22 protein-coding genes are annotated in these 19,129 nt (G+C 59.8%); 13 read left to right on the forward strand and 9 right to left on the reverse strand.

The window, feature by feature from the left end; all coding sequences use genetic code 11:
• Positions 1 to 344: 344 nt before the first annotated feature.
• A complete protein-coding gene (locus tag ACWGZX_RS26700; protein ID WP_452626154.1) occupies positions 345 to 911 on the reverse strand; it encodes a recombinase family protein in 567 nt (188 codons plus the stop codon).
• 739 nt (positions 912 to 1,650) lie between these two features.
• Here ACWGZX_RS26700 and ACWGZX_RS26705 point away from each other — a divergent pair.
• From ACWGZX_RS26705 to ACWGZX_RS26745, 9 genes are read left to right on the forward strand one after another with little or no spacing between them, the layout of a single operon-like run.
• On the forward strand, positions 1,651 to 2,157 hold the full coding sequence (locus ACWGZX_RS26705; RefSeq protein WP_452626155.1) for a hypothetical protein: 507 nt from the start codon (positions 1,651 to 1,653) through the stop codon (positions 2,155 to 2,157).
• Complete coding sequence (locus ACWGZX_RS26710) at positions 2,154 to 2,399, forward strand: hypothetical protein (RefSeq protein WP_452626156.1); 246 nt, start codon at positions 2,154 to 2,156, stop codon at positions 2,397 to 2,399. The genes ACWGZX_RS26705 and ACWGZX_RS26710 overlap by 4 nt, the downstream gene beginning before the upstream one ends.
• A 45-nt stretch (positions 2,400 to 2,444) precedes the next feature.
• On the forward strand, positions 2,445 to 3,320 hold the full coding sequence (locus ACWGZX_RS26715) for a hypothetical protein (protein ID WP_452626157.1): 876 nt from the start codon (positions 2,445 to 2,447) through the stop codon (positions 3,318 to 3,320).
• A 2-nt stretch (positions 3,321 to 3,322) separates the two neighbouring features.
• Complete coding sequence (locus ACWGZX_RS26720; RefSeq protein ID WP_452626158.1) at positions 3,323 to 6,712, forward strand: hypothetical protein; 3,390 nt, start codon at positions 3,323 to 3,325, stop codon at positions 6,710 to 6,712.
• Positions 6,709 to 6,954, forward strand: a complete 246-nt coding sequence (locus tag ACWGZX_RS26725) for a hypothetical protein (RefSeq protein WP_452626159.1) — start codon at positions 6,709 to 6,711, stop codon at positions 6,952 to 6,954. The genes ACWGZX_RS26720 and ACWGZX_RS26725 overlap by 4 nt, the downstream gene beginning before the upstream one ends.
• On the forward strand, positions 6,947 to 7,492 hold the full coding sequence (locus ACWGZX_RS26730) for a hypothetical protein (RefSeq protein ID WP_452626160.1): 546 nt from the start codon (positions 6,947 to 6,949) through the stop codon (positions 7,490 to 7,492). The genes ACWGZX_RS26725 and ACWGZX_RS26730 overlap by 8 nt, the downstream gene beginning before the upstream one ends.
• Positions 7,489 to 8,466 (forward strand): hypothetical protein, encoded by a 978-nt coding sequence (locus tag ACWGZX_RS26735; RefSeq protein ID WP_452626161.1) that lies wholly within the window; start codon positions 7,489 to 7,491, stop codon positions 8,464 to 8,466. The genes ACWGZX_RS26730 and ACWGZX_RS26735 overlap by 4 nt, the downstream gene beginning before the upstream one ends.
• 11 nt (positions 8,467 to 8,477) lie before the next feature.
• Positions 8,478 to 8,786 carry a hypothetical protein gene (locus tag ACWGZX_RS26740; protein WP_452626162.1) on the forward strand — a complete coding sequence of 103 codons (309 nt, stop codon included), beginning with the start codon at positions 8,478 to 8,480 and terminating at the stop codon, positions 8,784 to 8,786.
• On the forward strand, positions 8,783 to 8,905 hold the full coding sequence (locus ACWGZX_RS26745) for a hypothetical protein (protein WP_452626163.1): 123 nt from the start codon (positions 8,783 to 8,785) through the stop codon (positions 8,903 to 8,905). Before ACWGZX_RS26740 ends, ACWGZX_RS26745 begins: the two co-directional genes overlap by 4 nt.
• Before the next feature lie 55 nt (positions 8,906 to 8,960).
• On the opposite strand, the gene ACWGZX_RS26750 is transcribed toward ACWGZX_RS26745, so the two are convergent.
• The 5 genes from ACWGZX_RS26750 to ACWGZX_RS26770 form a co-directional block, all read right to left on the reverse strand.
• A complete protein-coding gene (locus ACWGZX_RS26750; RefSeq protein WP_452626164.1) occupies positions 8,961 to 9,422 on the reverse strand; it encodes a hypothetical protein in 462 nt (153 codons plus the stop codon).
• A gap of 49 nt (positions 9,423 to 9,471) precedes the next feature.
• Positions 9,472 to 9,792, reverse strand: coding sequence for a hypothetical protein (locus ACWGZX_RS26755; RefSeq protein ID WP_452626165.1), 321 nt, complete (start codon positions 9,790 to 9,792; stop codon positions 9,472 to 9,474).
• Positions 9,793 to 9,883: 91 nt separating this feature from the next.
• Positions 9,884 to 10,384, reverse strand: a complete 501-nt coding sequence (locus ACWGZX_RS26760; RefSeq protein ID WP_452626166.1) for a hypothetical protein — start codon at positions 10,382 to 10,384, stop codon at positions 9,884 to 9,886.
• On the reverse strand, positions 10,377 to 12,173 hold the full coding sequence (locus tag ACWGZX_RS26765) for a primase-helicase family protein (protein WP_452626167.1): 1,797 nt from the start codon (positions 12,171 to 12,173) through the stop codon (positions 10,377 to 10,379). Before ACWGZX_RS26765 ends, ACWGZX_RS26760 begins: the two co-directional genes overlap by 8 nt.
• Before the next feature lie 79 nt (positions 12,174 to 12,252).
• Positions 12,253 to 12,540: a helix-turn-helix transcriptional regulator gene (locus ACWGZX_RS26770; protein ID WP_452626168.1), complete on the reverse strand. Its 288-nt coding sequence runs from the start codon at positions 12,538 to 12,540 to the stop codon at positions 12,253 to 12,255.
• Positions 12,541 to 12,893: 353 nt separating this feature from the next.
• Here ACWGZX_RS26770 and miaE point away from each other — a divergent pair, with 353 nt between their 5' ends.
• Complete coding sequence (gene miaE / locus ACWGZX_RS26775; RefSeq protein WP_452626169.1) at positions 12,894 to 13,502, forward strand: tRNA isopentenyl-2-thiomethyl-A-37 hydroxylase MiaE; 609 nt, start codon at positions 12,894 to 12,896, stop codon at positions 13,500 to 13,502.
• 135 nt (positions 13,503 to 13,637) lie between these two features.
• On the opposite strand, the gene ACWGZX_RS26780 is transcribed toward miaE, so the two are convergent.
• A complete protein-coding gene (locus tag ACWGZX_RS26780; protein WP_452626170.1) occupies positions 13,638 to 14,126 on the reverse strand; it encodes a GFA family protein in 489 nt (162 codons plus the stop codon).
• Between the two features lie 233 nt (positions 14,127 to 14,359).
• On the opposite strand from ACWGZX_RS26780, the gene ACWGZX_RS26785 reads away from it, so the two are divergent.
• The 3 genes from ACWGZX_RS26785 to ACWGZX_RS26795 all read left to right on the forward strand — a co-directional run bounded on the left by ACWGZX_RS26785 (position 14,360) and on the right by ACWGZX_RS26795 (position 17,569).
• Positions 14,360 to 15,244: a LysR substrate-binding domain-containing protein gene (locus ACWGZX_RS26785; RefSeq protein ID WP_452626171.1), complete on the forward strand. Its 885-nt coding sequence runs from the start codon at positions 14,360 to 14,362 to the stop codon at positions 15,242 to 15,244.
• A 100-nt stretch (positions 15,245 to 15,344) separates the two neighbouring features.
• On the forward strand, positions 15,345 to 16,469 hold the full coding sequence (aguA, locus tag ACWGZX_RS26790; protein ID WP_452626172.1) for an agmatine deiminase: 1,125 nt from the start codon (positions 15,345 to 15,347) through the stop codon (positions 16,467 to 16,469).
• 2 nt (positions 16,470 to 16,471) lie between these two features.
• Positions 16,472 to 17,569 (forward strand): extracellular solute-binding protein, encoded by a 1,098-nt coding sequence (locus ACWGZX_RS26795; RefSeq protein WP_452626173.1) that lies wholly within the window; start codon positions 16,472 to 16,474, stop codon positions 17,567 to 17,569.
• Positions 17,570 to 17,696: 127 nt separating this feature from the next.
• On the opposite strand, the gene ACWGZX_RS26800 is transcribed toward ACWGZX_RS26795, so the two are convergent.
• Positions 17,697 to 18,314 carry a DNA-3-methyladenine glycosylase family protein gene (locus ACWGZX_RS26800; protein WP_452626174.1) on the reverse strand — a complete coding sequence of 206 codons (618 nt, stop codon included), beginning with the start codon at positions 18,312 to 18,314 and terminating at the stop codon, positions 17,697 to 17,699.
• A 5-nt stretch (positions 18,315 to 18,319) separates the two neighbouring features.
• Positions 18,320 to 19,123, reverse strand: coding sequence for an isocitrate lyase/PEP mutase family protein (locus tag ACWGZX_RS26805; protein ID WP_452626175.1), 804 nt, complete (start codon positions 19,121 to 19,123; stop codon positions 18,320 to 18,322).
• Positions 19,124 to 19,129: the final 6 nt, after the last annotated feature.

A 19,129-nucleotide genomic window follows, 5' to 3' on the forward strand; every position in this document is an offset into this window, starting at 1 on the left:
TGGGATCGGTCAGCACAACCCATTGAGGCTGTAAGCGGCGGCTTAGAGCTTCTGGCACAGGTCTTCAATGGGTTCAATGGGTTAATTAATAATTTGAGACAGAGAAGGTAGGGTAGTAAATAGTCATACTATTGGAGTGTCCTATAGGCCTGTGCTGCCTGCCGTCTGTCGGCCGCTATGGAGAAACCCATTGAACCCATTAACCCATTGAAGGCTATGTGCTGGAGCGCTCTATTCCGGGCGTTTCGTGGGCTCAATGGGTTCTCAATGGGTTCGAGCTCCCGACCGACCTATGTGCCACTATTAAGACACTATTGGGCCATCATTGCCGCATCGCCGACGCCCTACTTGTTCCAGTGCCGCTTGATCGTAGCCAGCGAGAGCCCCGACTTCTCGACCACTTCCGCCTGCGACCTACCTTCACTCTTCAGCTTCTGGATCTTCTTCGTTGTGCTGGACGCCACCGGCCTGCCCAGCTTCTTGCCTGCGGTCTTCGCCCTTGCCAGTCCGGCGTTGGTCCGCTCGATCAGCAGGTCACGCTCAAACTCGGCGACAGCAGCCAGGACACCCATGGTCATCTTGCCCGCCGAGCTGGTGAGGTCAGCACCTCCCAAGGCCAAGCAATGAACGCGCACGCCGGAAGCGGCCAGCATATCCACGGTGGCGCGAACATCCATGGCGTTACGGCCGAGACGGTCGAGCTTGGTGACGATCAGCACGTCTGACTTCTCCAAGCGCTCCACCAGCTTCGCAAACTGCGGACGCTCCATAGCTACTGTGCTACCTGAGATCGTCTCTACAATCACACGCTGGGGCTCCACGGCAAAGCCTGCTGCCTGGACTTCCTGCACTTGGTTGTCAGTGGTCTGGTCTTCGGTCGAAACGCGGGCATACAGAAATGTACGGGCCATGATGTAGATCCTCTTCCTGCTGGTGTCAACAAACGTAGTATCAACATAATCAGGTATCAACAACCCTGCAAGCCTTGATTGTTGGCACCTGATACCCAGCCGACAGCCGGTATCATTTAACGGTCGTTTGTTGAGCCCCCAGCAAAAGGGGCCTGCCTCCAAATCATTCTGTGCTCGGCACAAAGAAGTCATTCGTTGATCGTTCGAGTCGACGAGGTGGGGCGATGACTGTATCAGGGCTGCTGGCTGGGGGCTGCCGGGGAAGAACCAGGGTGGCCGAGAAGAGGCGCCGGGTGGGGGGTGGTGTCGTTGGTCGCGCTCGCTCACACACGTAAATCCACACCAGAGAATCGAGCCCTTAGTTTTAAAATACCGATAGCGCTTAGCGTTTAACTTTCCCTGCCGAAAAATTCCCTGACTATTTTCCCAAAATTATAAAAAATTAACTTTCCCTGCCGCCGCTTAACTTAATAGCCATAACCACTGTGCTAGACGCCTTAACGCTTAATTCCATAGCCATAAACCACTAAGTCTTAACCCGCTAAATTTAACTTATCTAGTTAAAAAGCTGTCTATTTAAACACTTAGCATTCAACCCATAAGCGCACGGATATATGCGCAATGCTAAATTCGTGCCACATATTAAGATAATTAGACGAGCGGTAGTCTTTCCCCTTCTTTGTGTATCGAAAAAAGGGCTATGTTCAGCAAATGGACGAACCTGACTGGGGGTCGGGGAATGAACAAACTACTGCTCGAAGCTACCGAAAAAGCCGATCCGGCCAGCGCAATCAGCGTGGCCCAACTGTGCGCCTTGACTGGCTACAGCCCAGCCCTGATCAGCTCCCTCAAAGACGTATTGCCGGAACCCTTCACGGTGCCGACTGGCAGCCCCCTTGGGGGCAAGCCGATGCAGATGTACCCCCTCGAAAAGCTCGCAGAACTGATCCTCGACCGCACCGACTTCCTGACCGACGCCGAGTGCCGCTTGCGCGTGGCGCTGAGCACTACCGCCCGTAAGAGAGGATCGAAGATGTCCCGCTTCTACGATGACCACTACCTTTTCGACGTTGATGGCGAAACCCTCGTGCTCCCGCGTGACACCAGCAAGTTGTCACCCGAACTGTGTCAGACCGTCATCGCACGCCTCGCTGCTGACCATGCCGAACTTCGCGCCCGTCGTTGTGCCAAAGCTCGCCGCCAAGCCCGAACCCACACCACTACTCCAGAAGGAATGCAGCCATGACCCTGACTGAAATGTTCGCCCAGTACCCGGACGGCGTACTGCCTTTGGCAGACAACGCGGGCCTGTCGGCCCTGAGCGACGCAACCCTTACCGCGTTGATCGCTGCCAGTGAACGCGCCGTAACCATCCGGCCCGTACTCAGTGCCAGTGAACGCGCCATTGCCTCGCGCATGTCGCTCTATGACGAGGTCATGGCTGAACTTGCAGCCAAGCAGGCCGGCAGCAAACACACTGTGCATTAGTGACCGGGCATTGCCCGGTTGGGGGATAGTTACATGGCGACCATCATGGAAATGCTTAACCAAGGGCTCGGTGGGCTTAATACGCCGCTAGGGCAGCTTGGCACCAGCTTGCTTGGCCAGTCGGGCCCGCAGCAAGGTAATCCCAGCGGCGGCGCTCGCCTCGGCCAAGCTTTTGCCAACATGAGCGAACTGCAGAAGGCCCAAGCCTTGCAGCAGTACCGCGAACAGATGATCGCGCAGCAACAGGCGGCGCAGAACTTTCAGGTGCAGCAAGCGCGGGCCAAGGCTGAGCAGCAGCAACGCCAACAGACCGCATTCCAAGATCCCGCGTTGCAGGCACAGCTTGGCCCAATGGCGAAGTACCTGGCCCAAGCTGGGATTGACCCGGACACCATCCTCAAGGCCAACAGCAGCGATCTTTTGCAGAAATATCGCGACGCCCAACTCGCCCAGCAACAAGCGCACTTCGCCCAAACCGAAGCCCGCATCGGTGCTGGCGGCGGACAACCACCGGGGCCGAAGACCCCTAGCCCTAGACAAATCCTGGAAGAACCTCTTCCAGATGGGCGTGTGCAAAAGCACCTGTATGACGCCGCGAGCGGCAGTTATAAACCTTATGGGGCTGCGTATTACCCCTACAGCCAAGGCAAGACCAAGGCCGACCCGATGGCGGACCTGTTGGGCGGGCTGACGCCGGACGACAACAGCGCCCCTGGTGCTGCCGTGCCAGGCTTACCCGGCGCCAATGCATCCATGGCGCCACCGCGCCAGGGCGCCGAACTATTGATGACCGGTGCTGGTGCCAACCCAGCGGCTCGCCCACCCGCCACGCCGAAGACTCGGGCGGACTTCGACCGGCTCCCTGTCGGGACACGCTATGTGGACCCGGCTACTGGGCTGACCGCGACTAAACGGAAATAACCATGGCCACCTTGAGCGCCTTCGGCGACCCGCTGGACGCCGAGCCAGCCACGACCAGTCAACCTGTGCCACCAGTACAGGCCACGGCTGCCCCGAGGGTTTCGGCCTTTGGCGATCCGCTGGAAGACGAAACGCCCGCCGAGCTACCCGACCGCACAGCCGGTCAGTGGGTGACGGACGTCGGCGGCAACGTCGGTCGTGGCGCTTACAACCTGTTCGACAGCATCGCCGGTCTGGGTGACATCGCCACCGGTGGGGCCGCTACTCCGTGGCTTGCTGCGCATGGCATGGATTCCAAGGCGGCGCGGGCCAAACTCGACGCTGAAATGTCGCCACAAGCCAAGGCCCAACAACAGGACGTCGCGAACGCGCAGGGCTTTCTCCCCACCATGGGCGCAATGCTGCGCAACCCGGCCTATGCCGCAGGCCAGGTGATCGAATCCGTACCGACGATGGTTGCCGGGGGCGCAGCCGGCAAGGGTGCTGCACTCGGTGCCAAGGCGCTGGGTATGGCTGCACCCGCTGCTGGAATTCTTGGCGCAGGTGCGGGTGAAGGGCTTGCCACGGCAGGCCAACAGGCCGCCCAAACGGTGCAGCAGACCGGTGATCTCACACCGGGCCAGACCGGTCTTGCACTGTTGTCGGGTGGCTTGACCGGCCTGCTCGGTGCTGCCGGTGCGCGTATTGGGCGAAAGTTGGGCGCACTGGATATCGATGCACAACTGGCCGGCGTCAATGGCGTGGACGTCGCCAAGGGGTTGGTCAATCGCGCATTGACCGGTAGCGGCATTGAGTCTTTGGAAGAGCTTTCGCAAAGCGCACAGCAACAAGTGCTGACCAACTTGGCCACCGACAGGCCGGCAATGGAAGGCGTCGATAAACAAGCGGCCATGGGAGGCGTGCTCGGCGGTGTCATGGGCGCAGCCGGCGGCCTCCGTCGCCCGAACATGACTACGCCGCAACCAGCCCCGGTGCCAATGCCAGCGCAACAGCAGCAAGGGCAGGCCGCGCCAGCCTTCACGCCGCCAGCCATGCCAACGCCAGTCGCTGTGCCCAGCACCGCCCCAATCGCACCACGGGCGCCCACAGCGTCAGCTACTCCATTCGCCGGCAGTGCCAACGTCCGTCCCTTGTTTGAATCGATGGGCATGGACCAGGCGCAAATGGACAAGAGTCTTGACCTGCTGCGCGACGTTGAACCAGATATCGAAGCGGCTCGCCGTGGCACCATCAGCTGGGAAGAAACCGGCCAGCTCGCTGCGCTCACCGGCACCACGGTCGAGAAATTGCGCAAGCATCGCGTCGGTGTCGCCTTCAATGCTGAAGAGCAAGTCGCAGCCACTCGCCTGCTGAAAGACCAGACGCTCAAAACCCTCGAGCTGGGCAACAAGATCAGCACTGGTACGGCGGGCGAAATCGACCAAGCCAACTTCCTGCAAGCGCTCGCCGATCTGCGCACTACGCAGAAAGCCGTGATGTCTTCCCGTGCTGAAATTGGTAGGGCGATGTCCGCCATGCGCGCCGATGTCACGACCATGAAAGATGCTGGCCGCATGCTGGAATCTGTCGGCGGTGCTCAAGGCGCCAAGGCTATTGCGGATGCGCTGACTACAGCTGCTCGAGTGGGTGGTGTCGAGGCTGCCAACAAGATGGCTCGCGCCTCTGGCTCTGATGCCTTCTGGACGTTCTACAAATCCGCACTGCTTTCTTCGCCAGATACTCACGTCGTGAACATGGTCAGCAACCTGTTCACCAGTGGCATGAATTTAGGCACTCGCACCTTGGCCGGTGGAATCGGTGAAGTGAAGCGACTTGCTACCGGGGGTAAGTACGGTGAAACCCGTATGGGTGAATCTGCCTACCAACTGGCGGGCATGCTCGAGGGCACGATCAACGGCGCCAAGGGTGCAGTCGAGTCGTGGAAAACCGGAGAAGACGCATTCGGCGGTAACAAGGCCGAGATCTACCGCAACGACTACCCCGGCCAGAAGGTGTGGGGCATGCCGTTGCGCCTGCTTCAGTCCGAAGACGCGTTTTTCAAGCACATCAACAACAGCATGGAAATGCACGCGGTCGCTTATCGCATGGCCTCTCAGGAGCTGAAAGGCCAAGGTCCAGCAGCAGTACACAAGCGTGTGCAAGAGCTGATCGCCAATCCACCTCAAGAGCTGGTCGAGGCCGGTCATGACGCGGCGCTGTTCCACACCTTCAACAACAACGCCGGCAAGCTCACCCAGGCAGTGAACAACTTGCGCCACTCGCTGCCATACGGCACTGGAAACTTGGTGATCCCGTTTCTTAAGACCCCTGCCAACCTCATTACCTACGCAGTCAAACACAGCCCCGCCGCACCGATTTTCAAGGAGGTCCGCGCAGACATTCGCGCAGGTGGGGCCAAGCAGGAAGAAGCGCTGGCGCGCATGGGTATCGGCTCGCTGCTGATCTCCCTCGGTGCCGTTGGCGCCATGAATGGTTCGCTGACTGGTGGTGGTCCTGAAGATCCCGACAAGCGCAGAGCGTGGCTGGCTGCCGGGAATCAGCCGTACTCCATGAAGGTCAATGGTAAGTGGTACGCCTACAACCGCATTGAGCCACTGGCCTCGCTGGTCGGTATCGCCGCTGACATCGCACACGGTTCAGAGGATCAAGCGCTGGGTATGGCGAGCATCTTCAAAGCGATTGGCCGGAACTTCACTTCGAAGACCTGGCTGCAAGGACTCTCCGGTGTCATGCAGGCGATGTCTGATCCTGATCGATACGGCGAAAGCTTCCTTGCTCGCACTGGCGCGACACTGGCCCAGCCGGTCACATTGCTTTCGCACATCGGCCGATACGCGGACCCGTACCAGCGCGATACAGACCGTGGCAGTTTCCTCGACCAGCTCAAATATCGCCTGCCAGGCGAGACGTTCGGTCGCGAGTCCCTGCCGGTCAAGACAGACCACTTCGGCCAGCCGCTTATGGAAGCGCAACGCCAGATTGGTCGAGCCGGCCCGGTCCCAATTACCACGCCTAGTGATGACCCTGTGCGGCTAGAGGCGGCTCGCATCGGCTGGACACCGGGCACCATGCAAAACCACTTCAGTGTCCCGACCAAAGTGCAGGGCCAGCGCAGCAAGCGCTTCGACCTTACCGACGACCAACTGCGCGAATTGAGCGAACTGGCCGGTGCCAGGATGCACGCGGCTGCCGGGAACCTGATGCGCACCAAGTATTGGGCGACCCTCAACGACGACGAGCGCGCCGATCAGCTGGACAAAATCATGAAGGAAGCGCGAGCCGCCGCACGGGTGGCATTTGTGCCGTATCTGGCAGCCGGCAAACGTGGGCTGATCGACCTCTACCGCAAACAAACCAGCAGCTGGAAACGACCAGATGGGGGCAAAAAATGAACGAACAACTGGTGGCGGACGCCACCGCCGAAGTCACCGCTGCACGCGCCAAGCTGCTCGAACTATCCAGGATCGAGAAGCTGCTCGAAACCGAACTGCCCGCCGCCCGCAGTGCGCTACAGGCAGCGGAAAAGAAATTGCGCGCAGCGACCCGACCCAGCAAGGCAGCGATCCGCGAGGCGGAACTGCAACTGCTGCACAGCAAACTCAACGAAGCCCGTGGGGGTACCCAAAATGCTTAATCCCGACTTGATATACATCCGCGAAGACTGCCGGACGCTGTCCATTGACACCACCCGCGCCCGCATCAGCACCGCTGCCGACGGCTCTTACGTCGTGACCTTCTCGAAACCGTTAATTGAGCTCGGGATTGTATTGCCAGACCCGCCCGAGGAAGTCCGGTGCAAGAACGCTGTGCAGGCTGAGTACGAACTTCTCGTAGGTTGCCGCCGTATCCAGCTCGCCGAACGTAACAAGATCCGCAGCGGGCGTGTCTTTGGCTGGTCAGGTAGTGACGTGAATCGCCGAGTTGTGACCATCGCCGAATTGGCTGAGTACAAGGCTGACGTTGCACACGCGGCGGAGGTTCGACGGCTGACCCGTGAACTGGCTGCCGTCGTAGAGCAGAACGCCATCGCTGCCAAAGCTGCTGCTGACAAGTCCGAACTCGAATCGCGTTACGACCTGAAGCCGCACAAGCCCGCAGCGAAGGCTGAGGCTTCTGTGCCGAAGCCCAGTGCCCACCCTAAACGCGCCCCATCCCGTGGAGAAAAAGCATGAGCACCGAAAACGAAGATCTGAGCGAGAGCCTCGCGGCGGAACTGACCGGCAGCACCGGCATGACTGACTCTGGTCAGGACATGCCGAACGACGTTGCCGATGCTGTCGAGGAGCAAGAGCGTTACCTCGCCGAGAAAGACATCCCGCTCAGCAATGACGTCGACGACACTCGTCAGGGTGAACTGGACCGCGAAGCCGAGCAGGAACAAGCCCAGCAGCGTGGTCGGAAAGTACCGCTGGCTGCGCTGCATGAAGAGCGTCAGAAGCGGCAAGCGCTCGAACTGCAACTCCAGGCGCAAGCCCAACAGATGCAGCAGCTTCAGGCGCAGTGGCAAGCCGCGCAGCAGGCACAACTGCAAGCGCAGCAGGAAGCGGCGCTGCCGGAGTTTTCCGAAGATCCAGAAACTTGGGTCAAGATGAAAGCGCAGCAGCTTGAACAGGCGCTCGCACAAGTACAGAACCAAGGCCAGCAGCCGCAACAGCAGCCGCAACAGCAGCAAGACGAAGCGCACTTCCAGGCACAATTCGAGCACGACCGGGCAACGGTGCTGCCTATCGCTATCCAGATGGAATCCGAGTTCGTCGCCGCAACGCCGGACTACCCCGCAGCGTTCGACTTTGTACAGAACTCGGTGGAGTCGCAGTTGCGCGCCCAATACCCGCAAGCGACCGAGCAACAGTTCGGCGTGCTGCGAACCGTCGCGTTAGTCGGCTTTAACAAACAATGCCTGGCGAACGGCATCAACCCAGCAGCGCACATCTACCAGCGTGCGCAGGCAATGGGCTTCAAGGCTGCCAGCCGAGCACCGCGCCGAGATCCACCGACCAGCCTGAGTAACGCCCACGGCTCGTCGCGTGCGCCTGATGAACGCGGTGCCGTCAACGCTTCGCAGATCAGTGAAATGAGCGACGCCGAATTCGACAAGTTCTGGAAGGAAATGAAGCAGTCGTCGACCGTTGGGCCGAAGTACTGAGGGGGTGTGCCATGGGCGCAACGAGCAATTACAAAACCCGCAAGCGGCCAATGACCATGGCGCAAGCCGTGGAAGACCTGCTACGCGGATTTCAGCTTGACGCCGAGATGGTCGGTGACGAGGCCGCGAAGCAGCGGCGGCGGTTGTTGCTTCGCGGTGTGCGGGTGGGGCTGTGGGCGGCGGTCGACAAGCCTGCGGTGCGCGACGTAGCCCAGGCGCTTCGCGCTGAGTTGTTTGGGCACTCGTTGCCAGCTGTGACTGACGAAGACGAAGACGATGTACGGTGCCACTCCGGCGCCGACGATGAGGTGATGAAATGATCGACAAACGCGATGGCGAAACCAAGAAACCGTTGAAGCCGGCTGAATATTTCCCACAGAGCAACCCGGACCGACTGCCCAAGGGCGAGCCCGGAAAGAGCGGGAAGAAAGGCAAATGACTGTGCAGCACAGACGACAAGGGCGCCCATGGAGAGCGCCCTTTCTATTGCCTGTTTACTTAGCCTGTTCCGTGTACCTGATCGCCGTGCCACTGAATGTTATTTTCTCCCAGCCTATGGAAGAGCTCACCGTAGTGGCATATGCGCTGACGTTGTAGGGTGAGCCGTACGCCGACGCCGTGCTGTTTCCAACAGAGAACTGGCCATAGGGCTGACTGCCCTTACTGGTGAGGACAATCGCGTTGGCGCCGATTCTTGCCGCTTCCTCTTTCATCGCAGTGACCGCCGCCGCTTCTGTCTTCGCTTTTGTGAAGTAATCGTCTGTCGCTGCGACGCCTTCAACAAGAGCGATGATCGTGTGCTGTTTCTGTGGCGGCTCGAGTAGAAGCGGTATTGCGGTCGGGTCCGTGGGAGGGAATGCCCCGTGTTCGCCGATCAGTACCGATGTGCCACTGGTAGAGCACGCGGTAACGCTGAACAGGAGTGCCATAAGCACTGCGACTTTGCCTTTGAGCATGTGTGTCCCCGGTAGTGTGTTGTAGAGGCTGCTTACTTCATGCGTCACCCTATTGGCCCGACGCAGACTCGAAAACAGTGACTGCTGCGACGACCAGTGCGACGAGAAACGCCAGCAGTGCCCAGCGTGCGGAGAGTTGCGCCGACCGTGCCGACCGCTCTGCGGCACTGACGGACCGCTCCAGCAGTGAGCGATCGTCGGCAGTTCGTTGCTCTGATTGCTTTTGGTCGTGCATATGCAGCCAAGCCTCAGAGAGGGACTTGTTCTGCCCACCAAACGTACCACGTGCGATAGCTCTACGAAGGCCGTCGACCCCGCCGTTCTTTTCCATCCATTCTTCGACGTGTTGGTCTGAGTTGAAGTCCTGCATCCTTGGAATCCTTGGTGTAGTGGCGCGAGCCGTGATCGCTGGTGGCAAGAAACTACCGATTCGCCATCACGCTGTCCATCGCGCCCCTCAGTCAGTCGTCATCTATCTCCGCGTCATCGTTCTCGATATCGTCGAGCAGCTGTTGCAAGTCGTCATCTGAACGACTGCTGCCAACGTCACGCTCGATGCGATGTGTGGGCGGAATCGCTGCCGCAGTGGCCGATATCGCTGCCAGGATTTCCAGCAGCTCAACAGCACCGGTACCTTTCTTCTTGGCGTCCTCATCGCCTTCCTGATCCTTCACGCGACCAATGCCACGGTTGATTACATCATTGCGCAGCTTCGCCGCCAGGGCGGGATCGGTCGCCGGGTCCAGTGCCGCATTGATGTGCTTTTCGAGCATGATCTTGCTCCACTCGAGGGCCAGCATTTCGACTTCGTGCTGCGCCTTGCGCTTTGCGGTGCGCTGTCTGGCGAGCTCGTCGCTGCGCTGGGTGGTGTTTTCTCTATCAGCCACGCGTTGACTCACCGGGTGGATGGTCAGCGAAAATGGAACGGGCAGTGGCGCAGCGGTTCCGGAAACACTACTCATGATTTTCACCTTCAGTTTTCGGGTAGTCGTCGGGCTTGGTGCCGTCGTGAATGTAGGCGATGAGTTCCTTGGCCGTTTTACCCCTCCAGTAGTCTTGGTTCCGCCAGAACCACGCGTTGTCCTTTGACGCAGTGCCTGAGCCGAGCTGTACCGCACCCAGCCGTTCGAGTGCAGCGGGGAGCGTGCGGTGGTTCACCTTGATCCCGCGTAGGGCTGCGCCGCAGGCCGTGTCCAGTTGGAGCGTCATGTTCACCACGCGACCGCAGTCCTTGTCGAAGGGTTGCACGCCTTCCTGCATCAGTGCTTCGAGCGTGCATACCAGATCGCCGCGTGCCGCTCTCTGCATCGCCTTGACGGCGGCGGTTTGCGGTACAGGGGCGTGGTAATCCCAGCCTCGAGGAAATTCCCAGTTAGCCAACACGTTTGCCAGCGCAGGCGCTCCGGGTCCATCAATCCAGTCCCCCAACTCCTTGTAGTAGGCATCCGGTTGGCGGTCGGCCAAGCAGCGCAGCACCAGAACGCGGCCGTCGCCCTCCATCAGCGGCAACGCATCCGCATTGTTCGTGGTGATGACGTAGTGCGTGATGTTCTTTATTTCCTTGGAGGCACGACCCTTACCCTCGAACTGGGTATCTTCTTCTGATATCTGACTTTTGAAGTCTTCGTACCCATCGGCCTTTTCAGACCGGGCCAACTCGTTGATGAACAGAATGCGTTTGTGCTCAATGGCGTCCATGAAATTGCTCTGGAAACGCTTGCCAGTGCATCCGGCTACCAGCGATTTGCCGAACACCTTGGCGATCAGCTTGCCGAGCATGTTTTTCCCGACGCGCCCATTCTTCGAATATAGGCAGATCGCCGTTGGGATCTTGTCTTCCGGGTGCAGGTATAGATGTGCCAGCCAGCACAGGAAGTAGGTCACGCCCACCACGTCGCCGCCGCTCAGGTACATCACGTGGTTGACGATGATCGCGATGTCATTGGCGGTGGAGTGTCCGTCAGGTACAGCCATCGAGAGCTTGCGGACGTGCCACAGGTTGAACACCTCGGGGTTGTCCATCGCGTCTTGGGCGGCGCTCTTGCTGGTCGGCTCCATGACGATGCGACGAACCACGCGGCGACCCTGCGACGCGTGGTCCCACCAGTAATCGCCCAAAGGTGCCGGCTTTTCCATCCGGGCAGCCGGTGCGTCCTTACTGTCAGCGGTTTTCCACTCCAGGGCCACTACGCCGTAGTGTGCGGCGCAGTGTTGCTTGAAGCCTTCGCGGGATAGCACGTCACCGCTGGCGATATGGTAGGCGCAGGTCTGCCCGCCAGCGGTGAGCATTACAAACGCCGCCGATACCCCCTTCAGGAGCTCGATGGACGCGGGGCAGGGCGTTGGCTTGTCCCTCAGCCTGTCGAATGGGGTTTGCGGCTCGAAGTTCAGCGCTCCCTCGGGGGTGAAAGGGATAAACGTGCCGGTCTGCTCCGTTTGAAGTATCGAAGCTGCACCCTTGCCGAAGTCATGGATCACGGGCGGCACCACTCCGTTGGCGGCAGCGGTGGTCAGCACACTGGTCGGCACTGACAGCGACACCGTGGCAGTGGGTGTCTTCGATTTGCCAGACGGTAGTGCGCTGTCGCCGAGTAAGCTGGCGCTCTCGTGGGCACGGCGCAGCTCCGCTTTTATGCGTAGGCGCCGCTCATGCTCTTCCTGCTTGCGGCGTTCAGCAGCCGCTTGCACATCAGCGAGCACATCGGGTTTGGCCGGCTGATTTTCAGGCGGGGGAGTGTTATACTGTTTCACACTAAGTACTCCTTTAAGCCCTGGCGAGCCGTAAACTCATCGGGGCTTTTTCTTGCCCCCGCCAGTGACTTAAGTCTGATTACGCGGGCTGACTGGCACCGCCAAAAGCAGCCAACGGCTGCGATGGGCGTGGCGCTGCGGCCCGCGCAAGAATCCACGCGTCCACCTCAGACTTGAGCCACGCAACGCGGCCGTGACGCCCGGTAGAGCGCGTAATACCCAGCTGAACTGGTGCCGGAAAGTGTCCAGCGGCCACCCAATTGTCCAGCGTGTTGCGACTGACGCCGAGCGCACGCATCAAGTCATCGGGGTGCAGGAAAACGTCGACAGTTTTGGCGATGTTCGATTCGTTTCTAGCTTTGCTCATGACGACTTCCTCAGCGCGGGTCTGTACTGATGGCCTTGGTTGGTGGCCGTTGGCGCTAGGATAGTTGCTAATTCGGGAGGTAAAGAAGAGATACGTAATTAGTTGTGGCACACCAACTACCGGCCGCCCGTCTGCCTCTGCACTGAGGGTGTGGCGCAGAACTATTGGGGGTATTTTCGCCATGATCGATTCTTAAGGCTGCGTACCAGAGCGGTGTACTGAAGGAAGCACAACTATAGTTGCTGCTCGCCAACCAGGTACTTGATGCATATCAACGGTTGGCGACTGGTGGTCTGCCGACAGGCCGGTATAATCGGCGCCCTTCGTTTTTGAACCCTTTATCCGTGAGCCCCATGATCCTTCCCGAAATTCACGAGTTCCTCGGCTGCCGTACCCCTGACGGCTGGGTGCAGGCCGCACTGGCCGATCAGGAAACGTTGCTGATCGACCACAAGAACTGCGAATTCAAAGCGGCCAGCACGGCGCTGAGCCTGATTGCCAAGTATCACTCCCATGTCGACCTGATCAACCTGATGTCGCGCCTGGCCCGGGAAGAACTGGTGCACCATGAACAAGTCATGCGCCTGATGAAAAAGCGCAAGATCGAGCTGCGCCAATTGTCCGCCGGTCGCTACGCCTCGGGCCTGCGCAAAGTGGTACGCAGCCATGAACCGGTGAAACTGGTGGATACGCTGGTGGTGGGCGCTTTTATCGAGGCCCGCAGCTGCGAGCGTTTCGAGGCGCTGGTGCCGCATCTGGATGAAGAACTGGGCAAGTTCTACTTCGGATTGCTGAAAAGCGAGGCCCGGCATTTCCAGGGTTACTTGAAACTGGCTTACCAGTACGGGGACGCCAAGGACATCGCCCAAGTTATCGATAAGGTCCGCACGGCAGAGCAGGAGCTGATCGAGTCGCCGGACGTGGAATTCCGTTTCCACAGTGGCGTGCCCGCTGCGGCCTGATGCTTTTTCTGCGACAAGTGTTCAAAACGTGAAACCTTCGCGAGCAGGCTCGCTCCCACATTAGGAATGCGTTCCCCTGTGGGAGCGAGCCTGCTCGCGAAGGGGCCATCAGCAACACCACCAATTTGAAATGGTTTAGCGGCTCAAGCCGAGGCGTTCGTGCCAATCGGCGATGGACTCTTCGGGATAGACCTCGAACTGCTGATCGCCGGAATGCGCCTCGACCTCCACCCAAGGCGCTTTTGAGCCGAGCATCAAGTGCGTGTGCTCTGGCGGCACCGGTAACGGGGTGTCGATGGTGGACGCAAACGGGTGGATCAGTTCCGGCCATTCAGGGCTGAACAGCCACAGTCCCGTACCACAAAGGGAGCAGAAATGCCGTTCGGCGCTGCTGCTGTGCGCCCGTTTATCGCCTTCATCCTTGAGCCGTGCATGGTAAATCGCGATGTGCTTGCGACCGCGTACCTTGAGGCTCCCGGCATCGCCGCCGAGATTGATCGCATAACCGCCACCGCCCTGTGTCTTGCGACAGATCGAGCAGTAGCAACGTTGATAAGGGTAGGGGTGGGCACTGTTCAGGCTGAATGACACGGCGCCGCAGTGGCAGGAACCTTCTAGATGCATGGTCGCCTCTTGCGAGTATTGAGTTTTATCCGCCAAGCATAGACTTTCAGCAGCCGAATGGGCCCCTTCGCGGGCAAGCCCGGCTCCTACAGGAGATTTGTGGCATTCACAAAACCAATGTGGGAGCCGGGCTTGGTCCGGGCGGCGTTCCGACGATGAACGATGACGCGGTCCTGCTGGACGCCCGCTAGTGGCCAAGGCAGCATGGGCGCCTTCACCACCGGGGCTGACTCATGCGACGACTACCTTCACTGGCAGCACTGCGAACCTTCGAATGCGCCGCCCGCCACGCGCACTTCGGCCGGGCTGCCGCTGAGTTGTGTGTCACCGACAGCGCTGTCAGCCACCAAATCCGCCAACTCGAAGAACACTTGGGCGTTTCGCTGTTCATCCGCGAAGGCCGGCAGATTCGCCCGACCATGGCTGCCGGGCGGCTGATACAAAGTTTGCAGCAGGCTTTTGAACTGATCGGCGATGCCTGCGATGAGCTGCGCGATCCGTCATCGCTCGCGGTGTTGCGTCTGGCTGTTACCGCCGAACTGGCTCAAAAGTGGTTGATGAGCCGTCTTACGGATTTCTACGCGCGCTATCCGCACATCACCTTGCACCTGTACGAACAACCGATCGATGCAACGGCGCCGGGGGAAGACATCGACTTGGCGATCACCTACGGCACCGGTCCGGTGGACAGTAGCGCGTACTTCGTCAGGCCATTACCGGCATTGCAGTTCTTTCCGGTGTGCAGCCCCGGCCTGTTCAATCAGGGCACACTCAAAGCGCCCAGGGATCTGGCACGCCATTGCCTGCTGCACGATGACCAGGACGGCAAGACCTGGACTGCCTGGCTGACCAGTCATGCCGGTGACCAACGCCCCGAGCGACAACTGTATTTCGCTCACGCCGGCCTCGCGCTGGAAGCGGCAGCCCAAGGGCAGGGCGTGGCGATGGGCGATAACCTGACAGCACAGGAAGATTTGCTCAGCGGTCGTCTGGTCCGGCCGTTCACCTCCAGCATGACCGCCCTCGGGCAATACGCGCTGGTGTGCGAACGAGTGCGGCTAGAGCGTCCGGCGGTGGCGCAGATGCTGGAATGGTTCAACGATCAGTTGATTGATTGATGAGTTGAATTCAACTGTTCCGAAATAATCATCGTTGGCGAGCAACGCGCCAGCGACCTTAGCCTGTGGTCATTCCAATCCCTGCTGATGAGGTTTGACCATGGCACGTTTGCTCGACTCCACCCCCAAGCAAGACGGTTTCCGTTTGCCCGGCGAATTTGAAACCAAGTCCGGTTGCTGGCTCGGCTGGCCGGAGCGTACCGACGTCTGGCGCAATGGCGCCAAGCCGGCGCAGAAAGTCTGGGTGCAAATTGTCACTGCGATCTCGCACAGCGAACCGGTCACCGTTTGCGCCTCTGCCGCGCAGTTTGCCACGGCCCGCCGCCAGTTGCCGCCGCAAGTGCGTGTGGTGGAAATGACCTGCAACGACACCTGGTTCCGCGACAGCGGCCCGTGCTTCGTGGTGAATGACAACAGCGGTGAAGTGCGCGGTGTCGACTTCGAATTCAACGCTTACGGCGGTCTCGACGGTGGTTTGTACTACCCGTGGGACAAGGACGATCAGATCGCCAGCAAGGTCCTCGAAATCGAACGCTTCGACCGTTACCGTGCGCCGCTGATCGCCGAGCTGGGCGGGATCCAGAGTGACGGTGAAGGCAGCATCCTCACCACTGAGCAATGCCTGCTCAACCGCAATCGCAACCAGCATTTGGGCAAGGATGAAGTCACGCGACGGCTGACCGATTACCTCGGCGCCGAGCAAATCATCTGGCTACCTCGGGGCTGCAAATTCGACGAAACCGACGGTCACGTCGATGACCTCGCCTGTTTCGTGCGTCCCGGCGAAGTGGTGCTGCAATGGACCGACAACCGCGATGACCCGCAGTGGGAAATCTATCAGGAGGCCTACGACATCCTGCGCAGCACCCGCGACAGCCGTGGGCGCGAGCTGATCGTGCACAAACTGCCGCAACCGGACGTGCTGGAGTGGACCGCCGAAGAAGCCGAAGGCCTGGATCAGCAAGACAGCACGCATACGCGTCAGGCCGGGACGCAAATCTGCGCGTCGTACATCAACTACTACGCCGGCAACACATCGATCGTGGTGCCGTTGTTCGGTGACCGCAACGATCAGGCCGCCATGGCGACCCTCGCCGAGCTGTTCCCGCAGCACAAAATCGTCGGCATTGAAAACTCCCGGGAGATCCTCCTTGGTGGTGGCAACGTTGCTTGCATCACCATGCCGCAATACGCGGCGCCTGCCAGCAACAAAAAGGGAGTTTGAATATGGGCCTGCACAAACTGACTCAAGCGTTATTGCTGGTGCTTGCACCCCTGTATGTGCAGGCCGCCGACACCGCCAAACCGGTGGTCAACCTGTACATCTGGGGCGAGTACCTGGCGCCGGATACGCTGACTGATTTCGAGAAGAAGACCGGCATTCATGTGGTCGCCGATCACTTTGATTCACTGGAAACCGTCGAGACCAAATTGTTGACCGGTCGTAGTGGCTATGACCTGGTATTGACGGCCGGGCAACACCTGTCACGAGCGATCCAGAGTGGCGCGATCCAGACTCTGGACGCCAAACAGCTGCCGCACTTTGCTGGCGTCGGGGAGGAGTTTCGTCAGCACATGGCGGTGTTCGATCCGGGCAATCGCTACGCCGGCATCTATGCTTGGGGCACCACCGGCGTCGGCTATCAGGAAGAGGCGGTGAAGCAGCGCTTACCCGACGCGCCCCGGGACAGTTGGGCGATGCTGTTCGACCCCGCCGTGGTGTCGAAATTTGCCGGTTGCGGGGTCAGCCTGCTCAACGATCCCAACGAGGTGTTTGCGGCGGTTATGAAGTACATGGGCCTGGACATCAACCGCCAGAACCTCGATGACCTGAAGCTGGCCGAGCAGCAATTGGCGAAGATCCGCCCGTACATCCGCTACTTCGACAATGACTTGAACATAAGCGACCTGGCCAACGGCAACACCTGCGTGGCGATGTCGTGGAACGGCAACGTGGCGATCGCTGCGGGGCAGGCCGAGGCGGCGAAGAAACCGTTCACGTTGAACTACCGGATACCCAAGGAAGGCACCTTGATCTGGTTTGACGCCATGGTCATTCCCAAAGATGCGCCGCACCCCGAGGCGGGGCTGGCGTTGATGGATTATCTGATGACGCCTGAAGTGATCGCGCCGATCACTGACACCATTCACTACGCCAACGCCATTACAGCGGCGGATGGCTTGATTGATCCGGCGATTCGCAATGACCCGGGGACGTATCCGTCGGCGCAGGTGAGGGAATCGCTGTATAGCAAGAATGACAATGGGAAGGTGTTTAACCGGGCGTTGATTCGGGCATTTAGCCGGTTGAAATCGGGGTTGTGAATGGCCTTGAGTAATATGGTGATTTTGCTGGCCCCTTCGCGGGCAAGCCCGGCTCCTACAGTTGATCTCCAGTGTCCGCAAATTCTCTGTAGGAGCTGGGCTTGCCCGCGATGAACGATAACGCGGTCTACCGGGTGGGCACCCGCCACAAATACCACGCCGCCACCGTCCGATACGGGCTCCACGTCAACCCGATCTCTACCATCTGCTTACGCGTCGGCTGCACCTCCAGCCCCTTCAGCCGCCGATACCCTTCACGCACGCCAAAATCATCGGCCGGCAGAATATCCGGCCGTTCGAGGCTGTAAATCAGCAACATCTCAACCGTCCAGCGCCCAACCCCGCGCAAGGTGATCAAGCGCTCGATCAACGCCTCATCCTCCATCGCCAACGCCGTCGCATATTCCGGTACCACGCCGTCCAGCGTTGCTTGGGCAATCGCCTGAATGGTCGCGATCTTGCCCGCCGAAAACCCGCAACTGCGCAGTTGATCAAACTCAGTCGCCAGTATCTGTTCCGGCCGGGGGAATGCCACCGATGGAAACAGGGCCAGCAACCGGCCGACAATCGCATCCCCGGCCTTGGCGTGCAGTTGCTGATAGGCAATCGCCCGCACCAGCGACTCATACGGATCGCGAGCCGCATGGGGTTGGTGCAGGCATGGGCCGATGGCCGCGATGTGGCGCGCCCAGTCTGCGTCGAGGGACGCTAAAAACCGGGTCGCCGGCAGATAGGGATCGGGCATGGCGATCAAGCGTTTCCGCTCGGTTTCAGCAGGGCATTCACTTCACCGTAAGTAAAAGCCTTGAGGTGGCTGCTATCGAGTTTGCCGGTCTCCAGAAAGCTCTTGGTCAGCCCGGCCATGGCGCCATACAAAAACTCGGCGATGCCCGAACCGGCACTCAAACGCCGAACGCCCAGTGCTTTCAATGCTTCAAGCGATGGCAACCCCGGCAGCCCCAGCACATTCACCGGCAACGTCGTGCCTTGGCACAGCGCGGCGATTTCATACTCCGCCGAGACGCCCGCGGCAAACAGCCCGTCGGCACCCGCCGCTTGATACAGAGCGGCGCGCTTGAGTGTTTCGGCGACGCGGTCTTCGGCCGGCACCAACCCCTTGAGGTACACATCGGTGCGAGCATTGATGAACAGTTTCACATTGCGCTGATCAGCAACCTTGCGGGCCACTTCGATCTTGCGCGCCAGCAATTCGGGCGGGGACGCGCCGTCCTCGATATTGATCCCGACTGCCCCGGCGGCGATCACCGCGCCAATCACTTCGGCAACCCGCATCAAGTCATCGGAATAACCGGCCTCGACGTCCACCGTCAACGGCACTGAAATCACGCGGGTGATGGACTCGACGGTGGATACCAGACGTTCGAGGGGCAGGGCATTGCCGTCTGCATAACCATGAGCCCAGGCCACCGCCGCACTGCTGGTGGCGACGGCTTTGCAGCCCAGTTGCTGGACGATACGGGCCCCGGTGGCATCCGCGACGTTGGTGAGGATCAACAAGCCTTCTTGGTGCAGTTGGTGGAATAGTGTGTCCATCGAATG

It is taken from the genome of Pseudomonas sp. CLCA07, from assembly GCF_053615335.1.